Source organism: Lentzea albida, assembly GCF_900111005.1.
GTDB classification, from domain to species: domain Bacteria; phylum Actinomycetota; class Actinomycetes; order Mycobacteriales; family Pseudonocardiaceae; genus Lentzea; species Lentzea albida.
In genome coordinates this window covers 112,905-131,289 of the sequence record NZ_FOFV01000011.1, presented here as the reverse complement: position 1 = coordinate 131,289, position 18,385 = coordinate 112,905, and the positions used below count along the sequence as shown (strand labels likewise).

General features: G+C 72.1%; 15 protein-coding genes and 2 pseudogenes. 8 read left to right on the top strand and 9 right to left on the bottom strand.

Annotated features, from left to right (window positions below):
- Window positions 1–26 precede the first annotated feature (26 nt).
- A complete protein-coding gene (locus BMY74_RS26010) occupies window positions 27–785 on the top strand; it encodes a DeoR family transcriptional regulator (protein WP_089920547.1) in 759 nt (252 codons plus the stop codon).
- 200 nt (window positions 786–985) lie between these two features.
- Window positions 986–2,119, top strand: a complete 1,134-nt coding sequence (locus tag BMY74_RS26005) for a hypothetical protein (protein ID WP_089920545.1) — start codon at window positions 986–988, stop codon at window positions 2,117–2,119.
- Here the strand turns inward: BMY74_RS26005 and BMY74_RS26000 are convergent.
- Complete coding sequence (locus BMY74_RS26000) at window positions 2,078–3,091, bottom strand: IclR family transcriptional regulator (protein WP_218159743.1); 1,014 nt, start codon at window positions 3,089–3,091, stop codon at window positions 2,078–2,080. The genes BMY74_RS26005 and BMY74_RS26000 overlap by 42 nt on opposite strands.
- A gap of 986 nt (window positions 3,092–4,077) precedes the next feature.
- Between BMY74_RS26000 and BMY74_RS25995 the strand changes: the two genes are divergently transcribed.
- Window positions 4,078–5,217 (top strand): DICT sensory domain-containing protein, encoded by a 1,140-nt coding sequence (locus BMY74_RS25995; protein ID WP_143091708.1) that lies wholly within the window; start codon window positions 4,078–4,080, stop codon window positions 5,215–5,217.
- Between the two features lie 45 nt (window positions 5,218–5,262).
- On the opposite strand, the gene BMY74_RS25990 is transcribed toward BMY74_RS25995, so the two are convergent.
- Window positions 5,263–5,898, bottom strand: coding sequence for a response regulator (locus tag BMY74_RS25990; protein ID WP_089920543.1), 636 nt, complete (start codon window positions 5,896–5,898; stop codon window positions 5,263–5,265).
- A complete protein-coding gene (locus BMY74_RS25985) occupies window positions 5,895–7,100 on the bottom strand; it encodes a sensor histidine kinase (protein WP_089920541.1) in 1,206 nt (401 codons plus the stop codon). The genes BMY74_RS25990 and BMY74_RS25985 overlap by 4 nt, the downstream gene beginning before the upstream one ends.
- A gap of 169 nt (window positions 7,101–7,269) precedes the next feature.
- Between BMY74_RS25985 and BMY74_RS25980 the strand changes: the two genes are divergently transcribed.
- Window positions 7,270–8,352, top strand: coding sequence for an ABC transporter permease (locus BMY74_RS25980; RefSeq protein WP_089920539.1), 1,083 nt, complete (start codon window positions 7,270–7,272; stop codon window positions 8,350–8,352).
- Entirely contained in the window at window positions 8,349–9,032 is a 684-nt protein-coding gene (locus BMY74_RS25975; protein ID WP_089920537.1) for an ABC transporter ATP-binding protein, read from the top strand. Before BMY74_RS25980 ends, BMY74_RS25975 begins: the two co-directional genes overlap by 4 nt.
- A 78-nt stretch (window positions 9,033–9,110) precedes the next feature.
- Here BMY74_RS25975 and BMY74_RS25970 read toward each other — a convergent pair.
- Window positions 9,111–10,369 (bottom strand): annotated as a pseudogene (locus BMY74_RS25970) (MFS transporter).
- Complete coding sequence (locus tag BMY74_RS25965) at window positions 10,359–11,690, bottom strand: FAD-dependent oxidoreductase (RefSeq protein WP_089920898.1); 1,332 nt, start codon at window positions 11,688–11,690, stop codon at window positions 10,359–10,361. The pseudogene BMY74_RS25970 and the gene BMY74_RS25965 overlap by 11 nt, the downstream one beginning before the upstream one ends.
- 98 nt (window positions 11,691–11,788) lie before the next feature.
- On the opposite strand from BMY74_RS25965, the pseudogene BMY74_RS25960 reads away from it, so the two are divergent.
- Window positions 11,789–12,624: pseudogene (locus tag BMY74_RS25960) on the top strand (helix-turn-helix domain-containing GNAT family N-acetyltransferase).
- A 127-nt stretch (window positions 12,625–12,751) separates the two neighbouring features.
- A complete protein-coding gene (locus BMY74_RS25955) occupies window positions 12,752–13,513 on the top strand; it encodes a sigma 54 modulation/S30EA ribosomal C-terminal domain-containing protein (protein WP_143091707.1) in 762 nt (253 codons plus the stop codon).
- Window positions 13,514–13,656: 143 nt separating this feature from the next.
- Here BMY74_RS25955 and BMY74_RS25950 read toward each other — a convergent pair whose 3' ends face one another.
- From BMY74_RS25950 to sqr, 4 genes are read right to left on the bottom strand one after another with little or no spacing between them, the layout of a single operon-like run.
- Window positions 13,657–14,493, bottom strand: coding sequence for a hypothetical protein (locus BMY74_RS25950; RefSeq protein WP_143091706.1), 837 nt, complete (start codon window positions 14,491–14,493; stop codon window positions 13,657–13,659).
- A 24-nt stretch (window positions 14,494–14,517) separates the two neighbouring features.
- Window positions 14,518–14,985 carry a DsrE/DsrF/DrsH-like family protein gene (locus BMY74_RS25945; RefSeq protein ID WP_089920534.1) on the bottom strand — a complete coding sequence of 156 codons (468 nt, stop codon included), beginning with the start codon at window positions 14,983–14,985 and terminating at the stop codon, window positions 14,518–14,520.
- A gap of 22 nt (window positions 14,986–15,007) precedes the next feature.
- Window positions 15,008–15,325, bottom strand: a complete 318-nt coding sequence (locus tag BMY74_RS25940; RefSeq protein WP_089920532.1) for a TusE/DsrC/DsvC family sulfur relay protein — start codon at window positions 15,323–15,325, stop codon at window positions 15,008–15,010.
- Window positions 15,325–16,575: a type III sulfide quinone reductase, selenoprotein subtype gene (gene sqr / locus BMY74_RS25935; protein WP_089920530.1), complete on the bottom strand. Its 1,251-nt coding sequence runs from the start codon at window positions 16,573–16,575 to the stop codon at window positions 15,325–15,327. Before sqr ends, BMY74_RS25940 begins: the two co-directional genes overlap by 1 nt.
- Before the next feature lie 107 nt (window positions 16,576–16,682).
- On the opposite strand from sqr, the gene BMY74_RS25930 reads away from it, so the two are divergent.
- Entirely contained in the window at window positions 16,683–18,380 is a 1,698-nt protein-coding gene (locus BMY74_RS25930) for an aminotransferase class V-fold PLP-dependent enzyme (RefSeq protein ID WP_089920528.1), read from the top strand.
- The last annotated feature ends 5 nt before the right edge of the window (window positions 18,381–18,385 follow it).

Below are 18,385 nucleotides of genomic sequence, written 5' to 3'. Positions count from 1 at the left end.
GTTGACCAGTGGCGAGGGAGGGCGGGATGGCGGGACGACCACCGTCGGACCGTGTCCGCAGGCAGGGACAGCTCCTGGAGATCGTGACGCGGGCGGACTTCGTCGGCATCGCGGACCTCAGCCGCCGGCTCCGGGTTTCGGAAGTGACGATCCGGTCGGACCTGCGCGACCTCGAGGCGGCAGGGCACGTGCGCCGGGTGTGGGGAGGCGCGCAACCGGCCGCGCACGCCGCTGTCCAGGACCGCCGCAGCCCCGGTGCGACGGCGGTGATGGCCGCGGCGCTGCTGCGCTCGCACGACGCCGTGTTCCTCGGCGCGGGCAGGCTCTCGGCCGACGTGGCCGCGGCGTTGACCCAGCGGCCGGACCTCACCGGGGTCACGGTCGTCACGGGCGATCTGCCGGCGTGCGAGCAGTTCGCGGACCACCTGGACCGCTTCACCGTGCGCGTCACCGGGGGAACGCTGCACGGCGAGGTGCTGACGCCGGCTCCGGAGGACGTCCGGCACGACCGCGTCGACCTGGCCTTCGTCCCGTGCCACCGCGTCGACTCCCACGGCGTGGCACATCTCGACGAGGGCCAGCTGGCCGCCGTCGCGAGGTGGTCCACCGTCTCCTCGGGACGCACCGTCCTGCTGGCCGCCGCCGACGTGCTCGCCGCAACCGGGGGAACACCCTGGCTCACGCTGGGCGAGGAGCACACCCTCATCACCGCACCGCCCCAGGACCGCCGGGCCCTCGAACGACTGCGCGCCACCGGAGTGCAACTGCTCGCCGCAGCGTCCTGACCTCCACACCGGTTGGTGAGAGCGCGCTCACCGCCGGGAGGCAGCGGATGCACGACCACTCCCGGGAATCAACTCGTGTGCCGCCCGGTGGAACATCTCGCACTCCCCGGCCAGCTACCGGCCACAGTGGACAGTCAACGCAAGTCCACCTGGACCGATGCGGTTGCGTGCCCGTTCGCCGTGCACGAGGATGACCACCCGTGTTCGAGAGCGAGTTCGCCGAGGACCCCCTGATCGCGCAGTTGCGGTGTTTCCTGAGCGCCTGCCGGTTCATCGAGGTCGTGGACCGCACGGACGATCTCGCCGCAGAACCGGCCTGTTCGGCTTCGCGAGCTCGTTGGCGCGAACTGCTTCGCCTGCGACTGACGGCGTTGGTCGTGCTCGTGCGCTACGCGGAGGCCGAGGACGCCTGCCGACTGGTTCTCGAGTCCGCGGAGGCCGACGACGACCACATGGCCCGTGCCAGGGTCCTCGGGTACGGGCTGGCCACCGCGTACTTCCTCGGCAAGACGGAGGAGGCGGTGGGCCGGCTCGACGAGGTGCTCGCCACCGCGGAGGACATGCCGGCCGGGCCCGAGCGGATGTCCACGGTGGCCGCCGCGGCGATCGGATCCGGAATGATCGGCCTGACGGAGCTGAGCGACCTGCTGCTCAGTCGTCTCGTGGAGCAGGTGGCCACCGCTCCGGAGGGAGTCGTCCCCGCGGGAATCGTCGCGTTCCTGCACGCGCTCATGACGACACGCCGCTGTCAGCTCGCGATCGAACTCGAACAACGGGAACCCGCGAAATCGGCAAGCCTCTACCGCAGCGTTCTCGACCTGGCGACCAAGATCGGCGTCGACCTCCGCGGAGAGCGGCCGAACGGATCGCTGGCGGCGCGGCCCGCCGAGTTGTACCTCGCTCACCTGTGCTTCGCCAAGATCGCGATCGGCGAGGCCGCCGAGGTCGAGGAGATCGTGCGCTCGGTGTCGGTGACCGGGGTCGTGGAACCCTTCGACGCCGTGGGCGCGACCACGGAGATCATGTGGGGTCTGTGCCAGCTGCGCATCGGTCTGGAGGACGGCGCGATCGACCCCGCGCGCTGGGGATGTCTGACCGACCGCCTCACCCGGCTCGCACACCGCACCAGAACACTGGTGCTGCAAGCGGAAACGGCTCGCATCCAGTTGGAGGTCACCCGACTCGGCGGAGACCCGCTCCGGTGCGCGGCGGTGCGAGAACGGTACGAAGCTGCCCTCGACGAGCTGGATTGGACCGCACGGCTGGAACGAGCGCGGTTCGCAGGGCTTCGGTCACGGACCATGCGCGACGTCGTCCGGCGCATCGCGGGATGACCGGAGGCCGGGCTGACCGCGGTGACGGTCGCCGTCGCCGGGCAGAACTCCGGTCGACGGCGGTCGCGGGTCGTCCGGGAAGCCGTGGACGGGTGCGCTGCGGATGCTCTGGTTCAAACCTTGACACGCCGCCACGACCGCGGAGCGCAATGCCGGCACGTTGCAGCCGGGGGCCCGCACGACGACGGTGAGCGAAGCGATCACCAGACCTCTCCGGTCCACCACCGGTGCGGCCACCGCGGTGTGGGCTTCGGGCACAGCGCAGCTGACCACCGCCACGCCCTCGTTCCGCACCGCCGCCAGACGCGTCCGCAGCCGTCGAGGACACGTCGGGACGTTCTCCGGCACAGCCACCAGTTCGCTCGACAGGACCTGCTCCTGCAGGGTCGCCGGACTGTGTGCCAGCAAGCACTGTCCCTGTGCGGTCGCGTGCAGGGGGAACCGGCTGCCGAGGCGGTACGGGATCCGCACCGCACCAGGCGCCGACAGCAACTCGGTCGTCACCGCCTCCACGCCGTCGAGCACGCTCAGAACCACGTGCTGCTCCGTCACGCCGTGCAACTCCCGCATGAACGGCAAAGCCCTGCCTCGAAGTGCTTCGACACGAGGTGCGAGCGTCGCGAGTTCCCACAGGCCCAGCCCGATGGTGTAGCCGCCCTCGGCACACCGTTCCAGCGCTCCGAGGCGCACCAGCGTCCTCGTCAGTCTCAGCACGGTGGACTTGGGCAGCCCCGAACGCGCGCTCAACGAGGTCAGCGTCAACGGCCGCTGCTCCGCGCCGAACGTGCGCAGTACCCGGAACGCCCGTTCGAGCACCGGTTCACCGACGGGCTTCGTCTCGTCCACGTCTGCTCGCACCTCCATGCGTCCCGAAGTGGTGGCGGCCACACCCGCGCCTCGCCGCGCCATCTCGCTGGTGTCCACGAGTGCGCCCGACCACGGCTGACCGGTTGTCACGACGCTTTCGATCACTTTCGAAACTGTAAGTTCAAGTTTTCCGACATGTCAAGAAAACGGAACTTCCGTCTCAAATGGAAGATCGGCAGGAGATGAGGAGCGCTCGCACAACCAGTGCCGCACGTCGGCTCCGAACCCCTTTTGAGCGCGGAAAAGTGCGCTGCAGCAGGGAAACAGACTTGATGAAGCGTGCACGCAGGTTCTGGTCACGCAGACCGGATCAGACGTGCACACCGTGGCCTGTCCACATTCCCGTGCATTTCATTTTCGAAAGAACTTCCCGACTTCCGCGGCAACTTGGTCGACCACTGGGCAACCAGGACTGCCGATGTGTCACCGCCGCTGGAGCGGGGCGGAGCCGGCTGCCGCGGAGTCCGGGGCGGACGGTCTCCGAGGTGCGACTGGCACCGCCGCACAACGGCCCGCGGGGTGCAACAGGCATCGCGGTGCCACGGACTCCGCGGTGGCAACAGCCCGCGGGGTGCAACGGGTTCCGCGGCGCAACAGGCTCCGCGGTGGCACGAACAGGCGGCTCACCACTCCGTTGGCCTGGCCGGTGCACCCCCGCCCCCGGCGAGGGACCTCGGCGTGGAGGAGCCCGGTGGCGTCCTCTCCAGCCGTCGCGTCCGGCCGCCGAGCCGCCTGCCCCGCGGCACCGCTCATCATGCACACCCGAACGCGCGAGGCGACGATGATTCCATTGCTGACGGCGACACCACTCCACCACTCCCGCACGGCGCAGTGGGCGGTCGGCGCAGCAGCGGTCCGACCTGGACGCCGTCGCGGAGTTGCACCGGGACCGCCGGGATGACCGCACGTGCGCGGCCGCCGGCCGAGGTCCCCACAGGCACTTCTCCGCGCAGGTGCGCCCGCCGGGTAGCGGGTTCGTGTCGCCGCGCGACCGCAACGGCGCCCTGTCACCCGTTCGTGCAGTTGGTCGGGCCGACCGGAGGTTCTAGTTTCGAAGACTGCCGTGCCGACAGCCGAACAGGAGCTCATCAGTGGCGATCCCGGACACCGGCGTGCGAGCGGGCCTGCTCTCGAAGCGGACGCTCGTGGTCGCGTCGCACGCGGTGGAACAGGCCGCGCTGGCGGGTGAGCGCCATGAGCCGGTGATCGTCCTCGCGCTGTTCCAGCGGCTGCCGTACTTCCAGCGCGAGGCCGAGGTGTACCGGCGGATCGCGGCGCTGGCGTCGGTGACGGTCGTCGGCATGGTGTCCGACGCCCGTCCCGACCTGCCGCTCGGTGTCACCCCCGTGCTGCTGCGGCCGGAGGAGGACCTGGCCAGGGAGTGGTCGGTGGTCGTGCTCACGCCGACGTTCGGCGCCTGTGTCGTCGCGATCGACCTCGAGGAGCTCGATCCGGACGGCGTCACGCTCGAAGCCAGCCGGTTGTTCCGCGGGCGGTGGGGGTTCCGGCGGGAGGAGGCGTACGCGGAGGCGGTCCGGTTGCGCGACGCGCTCGGCGACCGCGTGCCACCGGACGTGCGCAGGCGCTTCGAGTCCGTCCTGAACAGCGTCGTGGACCCTCCGTCCGGCGAGGTGGAACGCCGCGCGGAAGCGGTGGTCCGGCACCTGGCGACACGACTGGTGGACGCCCGCGACGCCACCGAGCACGCGGTGTCCAGCGCCGTTGACCAGGCGCGGGACGCCCTCGACCCGTGGACCGGTCTGCACACCTTGGACTCGGTGAACGCGTGGCTGGGCAGGCAGGTGGCGGACACCGTGCGGATCGGGCTCGTGGTGATCCGCGTACCGGGTCTGAGCAGCTTCCCGGACGTCCACGGTCCCAGTGCGGCGGTCCACACGGAGAACAACATCGCCGATGTCCTGCGCGTCCACCTGCGCCCGGTCGACCGCGCCGCGAGGCTGAACGGCGACGAGTTCGTGCTCGTGCTGCCGGGCTCGTCGCCCCTGGCGACGCAGGCCGTCGCGGACCGCGTGCTGGACGCGTTGAGGGGACTGCACAACACCTACCCCCACCTCCCCGTCACCGCGGAGGTCCGCGTGCGGCACACCCGTGACCGTCCGATCGACGTCGGCGGGCTGGGCACCCGGCGCGCCCCGGTCACTCCGGAGCGGCCCTACACGCTCTCCGGCACGTTCGACGAGGAGGAGTGGGCGTCGTTCATCTCTCTCTGACGTCCTCGCTGACGTCCTTCCCGCGGGGCGTGGAAGGCGTGGTGCTCATCGGCGGATGAGGCCGAGGTCGGTCGCGGTCGCCACGGCGGCCGTGCGCGAGTCGACGCCGAGCTTGGTGTAGCTGCGGGCGAGATGTGACTTCACGGTGCCCTCGGTGAGGTGCAGGCGTGCCGCGATCGCCCGGTTCGACAGTCCGGCGGCGACGAGGGCGAGGACCTCGGTCTCGCGGCGGGTCAGCGCGGTGCCGGGTGCGCGCATCCGGGTGAGGAGCCGGTCGGCGACGGCGGGGGCCAGAGCGGATCGTCCGGCGGCGGCGGTGCGGACGGCGGCGGCGAGTTCTTCGGGAGGGGCGTCCTTGAGGAGGTAGCCGGTGGCGCCCGCCTCGATGGCGGGCAGCGTGTCGGCGTCGGTGTCGTAGGTGGTGACGACCACGACCCGGGGTGCGCCGGGACGCGCGGTGATCGCGGCGGTGGCCTCGGCGCCGGTCATCCCCGCGCCGAACCGCAGGTCCATCAGGACGACGTCCACGTCGCCCTCCGCGGCACGGGCGACGGCGGCTTCGGCCGTCGCGGCCTCGGCGACCACGACCAGGCCGGGTTCGGTCTCCAGCACGGCTCGCAGGCCCGCGCGCACGACGGGGTGGTCGTCGGCCAGGAGGAGGCGGATCGGGTCGCCGGTCACGGGCGGACCTCCGCGGATCGAGGCACGGGCAGCCTGGCGGTCAGGGCGGTGCCGTGGCCGGGCGACGACTCGACGGTGAGTGACCCGCCCAGTGTTCGCGCGCGGGTGCGCATGGCCTCCAGGCCCACCCCTCCCTCGCCGGGGTCGGAGGCGGGAAGGGCCTCCGGGTCGAAGCCGGTTCCGTCGTCGACGACGGCGAGCGCGATCTCGTCGCCGAGGTGGCTCAGGGTGATCTCGACCGTGGTGGCGTCCGCGTGGCGGACGGTGTTGGCCACCGCGGCCTGGGCGATGCGCAGCAGGGCGACCTCGTGCGTCGTCGGCAGCGGGGTGGGACCGCCGGTGAGCCGGAACCGCGCGGTGATCCGGTGGCGGGTGCCGGTGGTGGCGCACAGGCGTTCCAGCGCCCCTGCGAGGGTGGTGCCGTCGAGGGCGGGCGGGGTGAGCGCGGCGACGAAGCGGCGTGCCTCCGCGAGGTTGTCCGCGGCGGCCTGGCGGGCCTGGCCCACGTGGCGGGCGGCGTTCCCCGAGTCGTCCGGCAGGGACCGTTCGGCGGCGCGCAGCAGCAGCTGGATGCTGGACAGGCCCTGGGCGAGGGTGTCGTGGATCTCGTGGGCGAGGCGTTCCCGTTCGGCCAGGACCCCGGCGGTGTGCTGGGCCTCGGCCAGGTCGGCGCGGGTCGCGGTGAGCTCCTCGATGAGGCGCCGGCGCTGCTCGCTCTCCCGGTACAGCGCCTGGTAGCCACGGACCACGGCGACCGCGACGGCGGCGCCCAGCGCCGGACCGATCGCCGCCACCGGACTGAAGACCCCCTGGTGCGCGGCGAACGCAGTGATCGCGGCCAGGGCGGTGACGGTCACCGCGACGAGGCCGGCCTGGCGCGACAGCAGGTGGAGCTGGAGGAAGTACAACGGGAAGGCGACCCACACCCCGTCCGCGGTCAGCACCACGAGGACCAGCCACAGTGCGCAGACGACACCCAGCCACGCCGCGGCGGCCCGCCGGGACGTGCGGACGCGGGACCACAGCGGTCCTGCCGCATAGGCCACCCCGCAGGCCACCGCGACCGCGACGACCGCCGCCGCCCGGGGCTGGTCTCCCGCCACGGCCCGCACCGCCGCCAGGACGAGCAGGGCGGCGAGCAACAGGTGCAGGCACCAGGTGAGGACCCGGTTGGTCGGCGTCAGAGCGGGAGCGGCGTTCACGGTGGACCAAGGCTACGCGGAGCCCGCCCGAGCCGCCTCTGTCGAAAGGTGGAGATGAGACGCCGCCTTCCGGTTCCGCGAGTGCCATCGACGGCCAGATGTGGCACCGGGGTGCCGGAGACCACTGTGGACTCATCCGCTCCACCCTCTGGAAAGGACAGTCGAGGCCGTGTTCACAGCCTGGAGAGAACTCCGGTTCGCCCGAGGGCGCTTCGCCCTGATGGGAACCGTCATCGTGCTGATCACCCTGCTGGTCGTGCTGCTGTCCGGCCTGACCGCCGGGCTCGGCCGGCAGAACGTCTCCGCCATCACCGGCCTTCCCGCCGACAGGATCGCCTTCGCCGCACCCGCCGGTGACCGGTCCCCGTCCTTCGCGGACTCCTCCGTGACCGAGGCGCAGTGGCGGCGCTGGGCCACCACCCCCGGTGTCACGAACGCCGAACCCCTGGGCATCACCACGACGAAGGCCACCTCGGGCGACCGCAGCACCGGGGTCTCGGTCTTCGGCGTCCGCGCCGGATCCCCGCTCGCCCCGCACGGCGATCGGCTCACCGCGGACTCCGCGGTGCTGTCCGGCGCCGCCGCCGGCGAACTGGGAGCGAAGCCCGGTGACCAGGTCGTCGTGGGCGGACGGCGGATGACCGTGGCCGAGGTGTCCGGCGAGGCCTCCTTCAGCCACACCCCGGTCATCTGGACCACCCTCGACGTCTGGCGCGCCACGGCACCTCCCACCGGCGCAGGACCGGCGGCGACCGTGATCGCCCTGTCCACCACGCCGGGCACCGACCTCTTCGCGACCGACGCGGCGGTGGGCACCCGGACCGTCACCGTGGACGAGTCCCTGCGGGCGATCGGCTCCTACAGCTCCGAGAACGGCTCGCTGCAGCTGATGCGCGGCTTCCTGTTCGCCATCTCCGCCCTCGTCATCGGGGCGTTCTTCACCGTCTGGACCATCCAGCGCAGTGGCGACCTGGCCGTCCTCAAAGCCTTGGGCGCCACCACGGCCGGGCTGCTCGCGGACGCGCTGGGGCAGGCGGTCGTGCTGCTCGCGGCCGGCACCCTCACCGGCACCGCACTCGCCGCCGGCGTCGGCGCGCTCCTCGCCGGTTCCGCCGTCCCGTTCGTCCTCACACCGGCCACCGTGCTCGTCCCGGCCGTCGTGATGGTGGTGCTCGGCACGCTGGGAGCCGCGCTCGCGATCCGCCGCGTCACGTCCGTGGACCCGCTGACCGCCCTGGGGAGCTCCCGATGAGCCTCACCCTGACCGACGTCACCCTCACCTACCCCGACGGCGGCACCCGCCTGACCGCGCTCGACCGGGTCGTCCTGGACGTCCCCCGAGGCAGCCTGACCGTCGTGGCCGGCCCGTCCGGCTCCGGCAAGTCCAGCCTGCTCGCCGTCGCCGCCACCCTCATCACCCCGGACTCGGGCACGGTCACCGTCGACGGTGCCACGACCACGGGCATGACGCGGGGCGAGCTCGCGGACCTGCGACGCCACCGCATCGGCATCGTCTTCCAGCAACCCAACCTGCTGCCGGCCCTGACCGCCGTCGAACAGCTCCAGGTCATGGCCCACATCGACGGCCGTTCCGCGGCCAGGGCGCGCACCCGCGCGACGGAACTGCTGGACGCGGTAGGCCTCGCGGCCGTGGCGGGACGACGGCCCCACCAGCTCTCCGGGGGCGAACGGCAGCGCGTGAACATCGCCAGGGCCCTCATGAACGACCCCGCCGTCCTGCTGGTCGACGAACCCACCAGCGCTCTCGACCACGAACGGGGAGCGGCCGTCATCGCACTCCTCCGCCGCCTCACCCACCAGCGGGCCACCGCCACCGTCCTGGTCACCCACGACCGCGGCCACCTCACCGAGGGCGACCAGGTCGCGGAGGTCCGCGACGGGCGCCTGAGCCTTCGGGAAGGAATCCGCTGACCCCCGCGGGTCACCGAGCTCGCCGAGTCTCGGACGGGTGCGTCGTGCCGAGCGCGGACACGTCGTCAACGCTCTGCGTCACGCCACCCAGGCGCGGCCGGGACCCGGCCGACGCGTGCCGGACCTCGACAGGCCGTGGAGGTCCGGCACGCCGGCGGTCGACAACGCGGCCGCCAGCACTCCGATCGCGCCCAGCACCACGAACACCGCCGGGTACCCGCCGAGCCGTTCGGCCAGCGCGCTCCCCGCCCACGGCGCGATCGCCGCCGTGAGCATCACCGGTGCCGTGAGCAGGCCGTTGAGCCGTCCGTAGTGGGTGGCGCCCCAGCGGTCGGTGATCGCGGTCGCCTGCACCAGCGTGAAGATCCCGCGCGTGACTCCCGCGAGGACCGAGCCCGCGACCAGCAGCGGCGCCGGACCGGGCACCACGCCGAGGGCCGCGGTCACGGCGGCGCCGACCAGGAGGACCACGAGGGTGCGGACGCGCACCGAGGTCCGCGCGGCCAGCCGGGCGCAGCCGAGGCGGCCGAGGACCTGACCGACCCCGCCGAGGCCGAGCGCGACCGCGGCGGCCGAGGTGGTCATGCCGCGTTCCGCCAGCAGCGGCACGAGGTTGACGACGACGACGTAGACGCTGAACGCGGCCAGGCTCATCGCGACGACGAGGACCAGGAACGGTCTGCTGCGCGCCACCTCCCCCGGTGCGTGCGCGGTCCCGTGCTCGACTGCGGGCCACGGCAGGCGCAGACCAGCAGGTGCAGCGGAATCGTGGTGACGGCGAGGAACCCGGCGAGGGCGAGGTAGGTACCGCGCCAGTCCAGGAGGTCGTTGAGCACGGCCGTCAGCGGCGCGAACACGGTGCTCGCCAGGCCCGCCACCAGGGTGAGCGCGGTCAGCGCGGACACCCGCCGCGGCCCGTACCAGCGCGTCAGCGCGGCGAACGCGGGCGCGTAGAACACCCCGGCCATCGCCACGCCGGCCAGCAACCACGCCGCGGTGAACCACACCAGCGACGTCGTCCGCGCCAGCGCCACCAGCGCGAGCACGGCGAGCACGGCGAGCACCGAACCGGTGGTCATGATCGCGCGCGGCCCGTGCCGGTCGAGCACCCTCCCGACGGGGACCCCCACGAGACCCGCGACGACCTGGCTCGCCGAGAACCCGGCCGTGATCGCCGTGAGCGACCACCCCGTCCGCGAGCCGATGGTCGGCAGCAGCACCGGGAACGCGTAGTACAGGACTCCCCAGCTGATGATCTCGGTGGTGCACGACACGACCAGCACGCGACGCGGCCCGGTGCCGACACCCGGCCGCGTCGTCGCGACGTCAGCGGGCACCGGGCGCGAGGCCGATCGTCACGCCGACGGTCTCGGGAGCTCCGCAGCAGCCACCGCTGTTCTTCTGCTCGTCCGGAGCGTCGAACACACCCGCGCCACCGCACACCCCGGTCTCGGGCAGCACCAGTTCGACGCGCGCCGCCGCCTCGTGGTCGCCCGCGATCGCGGCCACGACGGAGCGGGCCTGCTCATAGCCCGTGAGCGACAAGAACGTCGGCGCGCGGCCGTAGCTCTTCATGCCGACCAGGTAAACACCCGGCTCGGGGTGCCGCAGCTCGGTTTCACCGTGCGGGTAGACCGTGCCGCACGAGTGGACGTTCGGGTCGATCAGCGGCGCGAGCTTCGCCGGCGCCTGCAGCACCGGGTCCAGGTCCAGCCGGACCTCCGACAGCCACGACAGGTCGGGACGGAACCCGGTCAGCACCACGACCTCGTCCACGCCCTCGACGCGGTCCCCGTCGAACGACTCCAGGGCCAGTCTGCCGTCCGCACCCCGCTCCACCGCGGCGGTGCGGAACCCGGTGACGGTCTCGACGTGCCCCGCTTCGGCCGCCTTCCTCGCCCGCATCCCCAGGGCACCACGCGCCGGCAGTTGGTCGGACTCGCCGCCACCAAAGACCGTGCCCACCGCACCGCGCCGCAGCAGCCACACGATCTGCGTGCCGGGCTCCTGCTCGGCCAGCGCCCCCAGCGCGACCAGCGCGGTGAGCGCCGAATGCCCGCTGCCCGCCACGACGACCCGCTTGCCCGCGTACCGGGAGCGCTCCGCGACGAGGTCGGGCACGCGGTAGGTGATCCGGGCGGCCGCGGCCTCCTCCCCCACGGCGGGCAGCCCGTCGCCGCCCAGCGGGTTCGGGGACCCGAACGTGCCGGACGCGTCGATCACCGCCCGGGCCGTGAGGCGCTCCTCGCCGTCACCGGTCCTGACGTGCACGGTCAGCGGCTCGACCTCACGACCGGCGTCCACCACCCGGTCGCGCCCGCGCCGGGCCACGCCGACCACCCGCGCGCCGAAGCGCACCCGGTCGCCCAGGGCGTCCGCCAGCGGGGTCAGGTAGAGGTCGGCCCACTCCGCCCCGGTCGGGTAGGAGTCGCCCTCGGGCCGCGCCCAGCCGGTTCCGGCCAGCAGTCGTGCGGCCGCCGGATCGACCAGTTCGCTCCACCGCGAGAACAGCCGGACGTGGCGCCACCGCGACACGGCCGCGCCGGCGCGCCCGCCCGCCTCCAGCACGAGCACCCGCTCTCCCCGTTCGACCAGATGCGCCGCCGCGGACAAACCCGCAGGCCCGGCACCCACCACGACGACAGGAAACTCGCTCACCACACACCCCTTGTATCGAAGTATCTCGAATCAGCGAGTGAGACTGTATCGACCGCCATCGATTGACGCAACCATCGATGACGATCGATACTTCATCCATGACGACCACCGCGCCCACGCCGGCCGTGCTCCCCGCCGAGGACGCGCGACCTACGCCGTCTGGTTCGCGTGCCTGGCGGAACCGACCCGCGTGCGCCTGCTGCACGCCGTCGCGACCGCGGGCCGAGCACTGACCGTCGGCGAACTCGCCGAGCTCGCGGGCATCAGCCAGTCCACCTGCCCGCACCACGTGCGCAAGCTCGTCGAGGTCGGTTTCCTCCGGCAGCACAGGGAAGGCACCGCGACCCACGTCAGCGTGAACCCGTCCTGCTGCACCGGCCTCCCCCACGCCGTCGACGTCGTCATGTGCGTGCTCGCACCGAGGCCCTGCTGTCCCGGGGACCTCCCGGCGGACGTCCGGGTCCGGCCGCTGCACGGGGACGACTGGAACACCGTGCGCCGCATCTACGGCGAAGGCATCGCGACGGGGAACGCGACCTTCGAGACCGAGGTGCCCCTGCGCAGGGCGCTCGACGTCAAGTGGCTCCCGGGGCCACCGCTGGATCGCCGAGGTCGACGGCCAGGTCGCCGGCTGGGCCGCCTTCACCGCGGTGTCCACAAGGGACTGCTACGCCGGAGTCGCCGAGAACTCCGTGTACGTGGGTGCGGACTTCCGCGGCCGGGGCGTCGGCAAGGCCCTGGTGCACCAGCAGGTCACCGCGGCCGACGACGCGGGGGCTGGACGCTGCAGAACTCGATCCTCCCGGAGAACCGCGCCAGCCTCGCCCTGCACCACTCCGCCGGCTTCCGCCCCCTCGGTGTCCGCGAACGCATCGCCCGTCACCACGGGATCTGGCGCGACACCGTCTTCCTGGAACGCCGTGCCTCCGGCTGATCACCACCCGAGCACCGGCACCGGCTCCAGAGGCGTTGGCGGGCCACCGCTCGGGACGTTCGGCCCTGCTGCGCACCAGGGCACGGCCGGACGATGACCGTGCGCTCTGGTGACACGAGGAGGCTGGGTGAGCGGGCAGGTGGCTTCGGTGGGGGAAATCGCGATCACCACGACGGGCCAGGCGGCTGAGGACGCGCGTGAGCTCGTGCGGCCGCAGGTCGCGGCGGTGCTCCGCGACCTGCGGGGCCGGTGGTCCGCGGCCCGGGTCAGACTGACCGCCGACACCTCGTCCGGCGTGTCGTGGCCCGCTCTCGCCCAGGTGGACCTCGTCGTCGACGGACGATCGGTGCGGGCGCAGCTGGGGACCGCCCGGTGGGAGGAGACGAGTGGTCTGCTCGGAGTCCGGCTGGGCGAGCAGGTCGCGCGGCTGGACGCACCATGGCGACCCCGGCGGTGGCCGGAGCCCGGCCACCGGGGACGCCCCCGGCCGTCCGCTCGGCCGGCCGAGCAGCGGGAAGTCCTGCGCCACAAGGAGGTCCGGCCGGCGCGCTGCACCCCGGACGAGGCGGCCCTGACGATGGACCTGATGGACTTCGACGCGCACCTGTTCATCGACAGCGGCAGCGGGCAGGACAGCGTGGTCCACCGGATCGGGCCCACCGGCTACCGGATGGCACGCCTGGGCTCACCGGCTCCGCCCGTGACGCCTCCGCGCCTACCCCTGACGTTCACCCCGCACCCGGTGCCGGCCCTGTCCGGCGACCAGGCCGTGCACCGGCTCACCGACACCGAGTACCCGTTCCTGTTCTACCGGGACGTCATCACCGGACGGGGACATGTGCTCTACCACCGCTACGACGGTCACTACGGGCTGATCACGCCTGTATGAACGCGTACCGCGCGGAGCGTGCGCCACACGGCGAATCTCGCGGTGCGGCCCGTCCGTCCGGGGGTGTCCCCTGGCGCAGAACGCGAGAGGTGAGGCTCACCAGGTAGAACGTCACCTCTCGCGAAGAACGCGGGGGTGGTCGATCACGGGCTCCTCCTGCGTCCGGGCAGCACCATCGCGAGGAGCGCGACCACGAACGCCGCGATCACGAACGGTTCAGCCGGGTCGAAGCCCCGTGCGCCCGGGATCCCGGCACGGAGCTGGAACACGAGCGCCACGACGTAGTTCACCTGGTAGAGCGACCCGAACACGAGCACGGCCGTGGCGAGGACGAAACCCCGGGGATCACGCCGCCACAACAGGACCGAGGCGAGCACGCACAGCGGCGCGAAGAAGGTCAGGTCGAGCACGTACGCCAGGTGCACCGCCTGCATCAGCAGCACCAGCTCGGTCTCGTCCGGAGGCGTGCCGGTCAGGGCGAACCGCACCGATTGGAAGACCCACGTCCCGGCGAGGCCCACACCGGCGAGCACCAGCACCGCGCTGATCACCCGCACCGGTGTGCCCTGCCGGAACCGGTCGCGGACGCCCGCGGCGTCGATGTCGCGCATCAGGAGCACCGCTCCCACGACCGGCAACGGCAGCAATGCCGCGTGCAGGAGGAACAACCCGTTGAACGCCGATCCGAAGGCGTAGATCGCGTAGTTGTAGCAGGCGTACATCAGCAACCCGAGCCAGACCGGCCGTGCCAGGGCCGAACCCCTCCGCGCCGCCACCAGCGAACCGATCAGCAACGGGGTGGCCAGCACGAGGCTGACGGTGTCGTAGGCCCGCAGCGCCGCGACGACCTCCGGCGGGTCGCGGTAGAGGCCGGGCACCAGCAGGCCGGCCGCGGACGACGCGGCCATGAGCGCCACGACCACCGCGGACACCAGCCTCGCGGCGTCGAGGTCGCCGGGGCGCACGTCTGTTGCGCTCATCTCGGCTCCCGTCCGGTCCGGCGGTCAGGTGAAGATGATCTGTCCACCCGCCGCGAGGTCGTAGAACTCGCCGACCGTGATGATGTCCCGCACCTGGTCGACGAAGTCCTCCTTGGACAGTCCGAACAGGTCGACCGAGGCCTGGCAGGCGTAGAGGCCGGCGCCCGTGTCCGCGATCAGCTCGACGAACTCGGGGATCGGCGGGATGTCGAGCTCGTCCATCCTGCGCGCGAGGTAGTGGGTCATCACCGCGGACATGCCGGGCAGTCCGCCCGCCCAGGTCGCGAGGTGCAGGCCCGGGTTGCCGACGGTGGCGAGCTTGATGTGCTCGTGCTTGGCCTTGTGCACGGCGTCGAGGCCGAAGAACGTGAAGAACAGGTTCGCCTCGATGCCCTCGGCGCGGGCGCCGTTGGCCATGATGAGGGCCGGGTAGATCCCCTCCAGCGAACCCTTGGAGACGATGACGGAGACCTTCTCGATCTTGGCGGTCATCGCGGACCGTCCTTTCTCGCGATCAGATGCAGCCACGCGGCTTCGGGATGCCCGCGATCCGGGCGGCGAGCTTCGCCGGGCCCTTCGGGAAGAGCTGGTAGAGCTCCTTCACGCTGACGCCCGAGGTCTTGCCGAGCGCCCGGACGGTGGGCCCGCTGCCCTTCTCGGCGAACTCCGTGCGCATGAACTCGATGACCTGCCAGTGCCGCGCGCTCAGGTCGCCGATGCCGGCCTCCCGCGCGATCTCCGGCGCCATGTCCTCGTTCCACTGGCCGGGGTCGGTGAAGAAACCCTCGTCGGTCACCGTCACCTCGGTCCCCGCGTACAGCTTGGTGGGCATCAGCTTCCTCCCTGGGCCACTTCGAACCGCTTGCCCGCTCTGGGCATCGCGGTGGACACGCCCGGCAGGTTCCGTCCGGGCAGCAGGCTGTGCCAGTACAGCCAGGAGAACATCAGCTTGCCGAGGTGGTTGAGCCTCGACTCCTTGAGCAGCGGCAGCCCCACCGAAGTGGGGTAGTGGCCGGGCACCGGCTCGGTGTCGTAGTTGAAGTCGATCAGCAACGCCTTGCCGAAGCCGCTCTCGACGAAGCAGTTGGTGTGGCCGTCGAAGCTCGCGTCGAGCTCCTGTCCCGCCAGGTACCGCTCGACGTTGCGGACGAGCACCTCTCCCTCGAAGTGGGTCACCGACCCCGCCTTCGACGTGGGGACCGCGGCGGCGTCGCCGATGACGAAGATGTTGTCCCTCACCTCGGACTGCAGGGTGTGCTCGTCGGTGGGCACGAAACCGAGCGCGTCACCCAGTCCCCAGGAGCGCTCCACGCAGTCGGCGCCTCCGTGCACCGGCACGACGACCGCCAGGTCGAACTCGACCTCGCGCCCGTCGTAGGAGACCAGCTTCCCCTCCTCGCCGTCGACCTCACCCGTGTTGAACTCGGTGACGAGCTCGATGCCCTTCTCCTGCAGCATTCCGGCGAGCGACCGGGCGGCGACGGGGGTGGTGAAGGCGCCGTCGAGCGTCGTCACGTAGGTCAGCCGGACGCGGTCGCGGATGCCGCGCTCGTGGAAGTACCAGTCCGCCAGGAAGCAGAACTCGAGCGGTGCGACCGGGCACTTGATCGGCAGGTCCACGACGTTGACGACGATCCGGCCGCCGGTGAACTCGCGCAGCGCCCGTGCGAGCGCCGTCGCCCCGGGCAGGTCGTAGAAGCTGAAGGTCCTCGACAACCAGCCGGCACCGGTCAGGCCCTCGGTCTCCTCCGGCGCGAGCCTGGCGCCGGTGGCGATGACGAGGACGTCGTAGCCGAGCACTTCGCCGTTCGCGAGGTGCACGACGTTCGCCTCGACGTCCACGTGGTCCACCCCGCTGTCACGGTAGGCGATGCCCTCGCGCAACTGCCGTCGCCGTGACCGCACCAGGTCGTCCTCGTGGGCGAGCCCGAACGGCAGGAACAGCAGCCCGGGCTGGTAGACGTGGTCGTCGTCGCGGTCGACGACGGTGATCTCGCACTCCGTGTCCAGGGCACGGCGCAACCTGTTCGCGGCGAGGGTTCCACCGGTGCCACCGCCGAGGATCACGATCCGCTTGGTCATGGTCACAGTCTTCGATCCGCGGGGAGGAGCTCCCAGGGGCCAACGTCCCCGCACGAGCGGGCCCATCGACCGCGTCCCCGTCGTGCGGCCGGCTCCAGGATGGAACCGTGACGAGCAACGTCCTCGCAGCACCGGCACCGCCTCTGCTGGAACGCATCCGCCGCGGGCTCATCGGAGACCACGACGTGCTCGACGGTCCGTACGGCCCGCGCCGGATCATCTACGCGGACTACACCGCGTCGGGCCGGGCGCTGGACTTCGTCGAGGACTTCCTGCGCGCGCACGTCCTGCCGCGCTACGCCAACACCCACACCGAGAGCTCCGGCACCGGCCGGTACACCACGAGGCTGCGGGAGCAGGCGCGGCGCCTGATCCGCGACTCGGTCGGCGGGACCGAGGACGACCTCGTGATCTTCTGCGGTTCCGGCGCGACCGCCGCGATCAGCAAGCTCATCGGCATCCTGGAGATCAGGATCCCGGCCGGGCTGGACCAGGAGTACTCGCTGAGCCGGCGCATCCCGCCGCACGAGCGACCGGTCGTGTTCGTCGGCCCCTACGAGCACCACTCCAACGAGCTGCCGTGGCGCGAGTCGACAGCGGACGTCGTGGTGATCGGCGAGGACGACCACGGGCACATCGACCTCGCCGAGCTGCGCAGGCAGCTCGTCCGGTTCGAGGACCGTCCACTGAGGATCGGCAGCTTCTCCGCGGCCTCGAACGTGACCGGCGTGCTCACCAACACCGACAGCATCGCGGCGCTGCTGCACGACCACGGCGCTCTGTCCTTCTGGGACTACGCCGCGGCGGCCCCGTACGTGCCGATCCGCGTGCGCGAGAGCGCTCCGGGCCGTGGCGACCACAAGGACGCCATCTTCCTCTCACCGCACAAGTTCGTCGGCGGTCCGCAGACCCCCGGGGTCCTCGTCGTCCGGCGGGAGCTCGTCACCAACACCGTGCCCACCGTGCCGGGCGGCGGCACGGTCGCTTTCGTGCGGCCCGACGGTCACCGCTACCTCGACGACCCCGTGGCGCGCGAGGAGGGCGGCACGCCGGCCATCGTCGAGTCCATCAGGGCGGGCCTGGTGTTCGCGCTCAAGGACGCCGTCGGCACCCGGACGATCCAGCACCGCGAGGAACGCCTGTGGCGGCACGCCTTCGCGACGTGGGAGGACGAGCCGGGCATCGAGATCCTCGGCGACCACGGCGCCGCGCGGCTGCCGATCGTGTCGTTCCGGATCCGCTCGGGCGACCGGTTCCTGCACCACAACTTCGTGGTCGCCGTGCTCAACGACCTGTTCGGCGTCCAGGCGCGCGGTGGCTGCTCGTGCGCGGGACCGTACGGCCACCGGCTGCTGGCCATCGACACCGCGCACTCCCACGGCTACGACCACGAGGTCGCCATCGGCTGCGAGGGCGTGAAGCCCGGCTGGGTGCGGCTCGGCTTCAACTACTTCATCACCGACGCGGTCCGCGACTACCTCGTCGAGGCGGTCCGGCTCGTCGCCCGCCACGGCCACCGGCTGCTGACCGACTACGTCTTCGACCCCCACACGGGACTCTGGACCCATCGTGGCGCCGCGACGATCCCGCTGGGGCTGCCGGACCTGCGTGCGGCCGTGACCGGGGACGTCCCCGCCGCGCCGGCCCGCGCCGACGACGCGGCGCTCGCGACTCAGCTCGACGAGGCCCGGTGCCTGTTCGCCGCCCGCGCCGACCTCGTCGACGACGGGCCCACCGGCCTGCCGGAGGACTTCGAGGCGCTGCGCTGGTTCGTCCTGCCGCCCGTCTGCCTGCTGGCGCCGTGACCGGG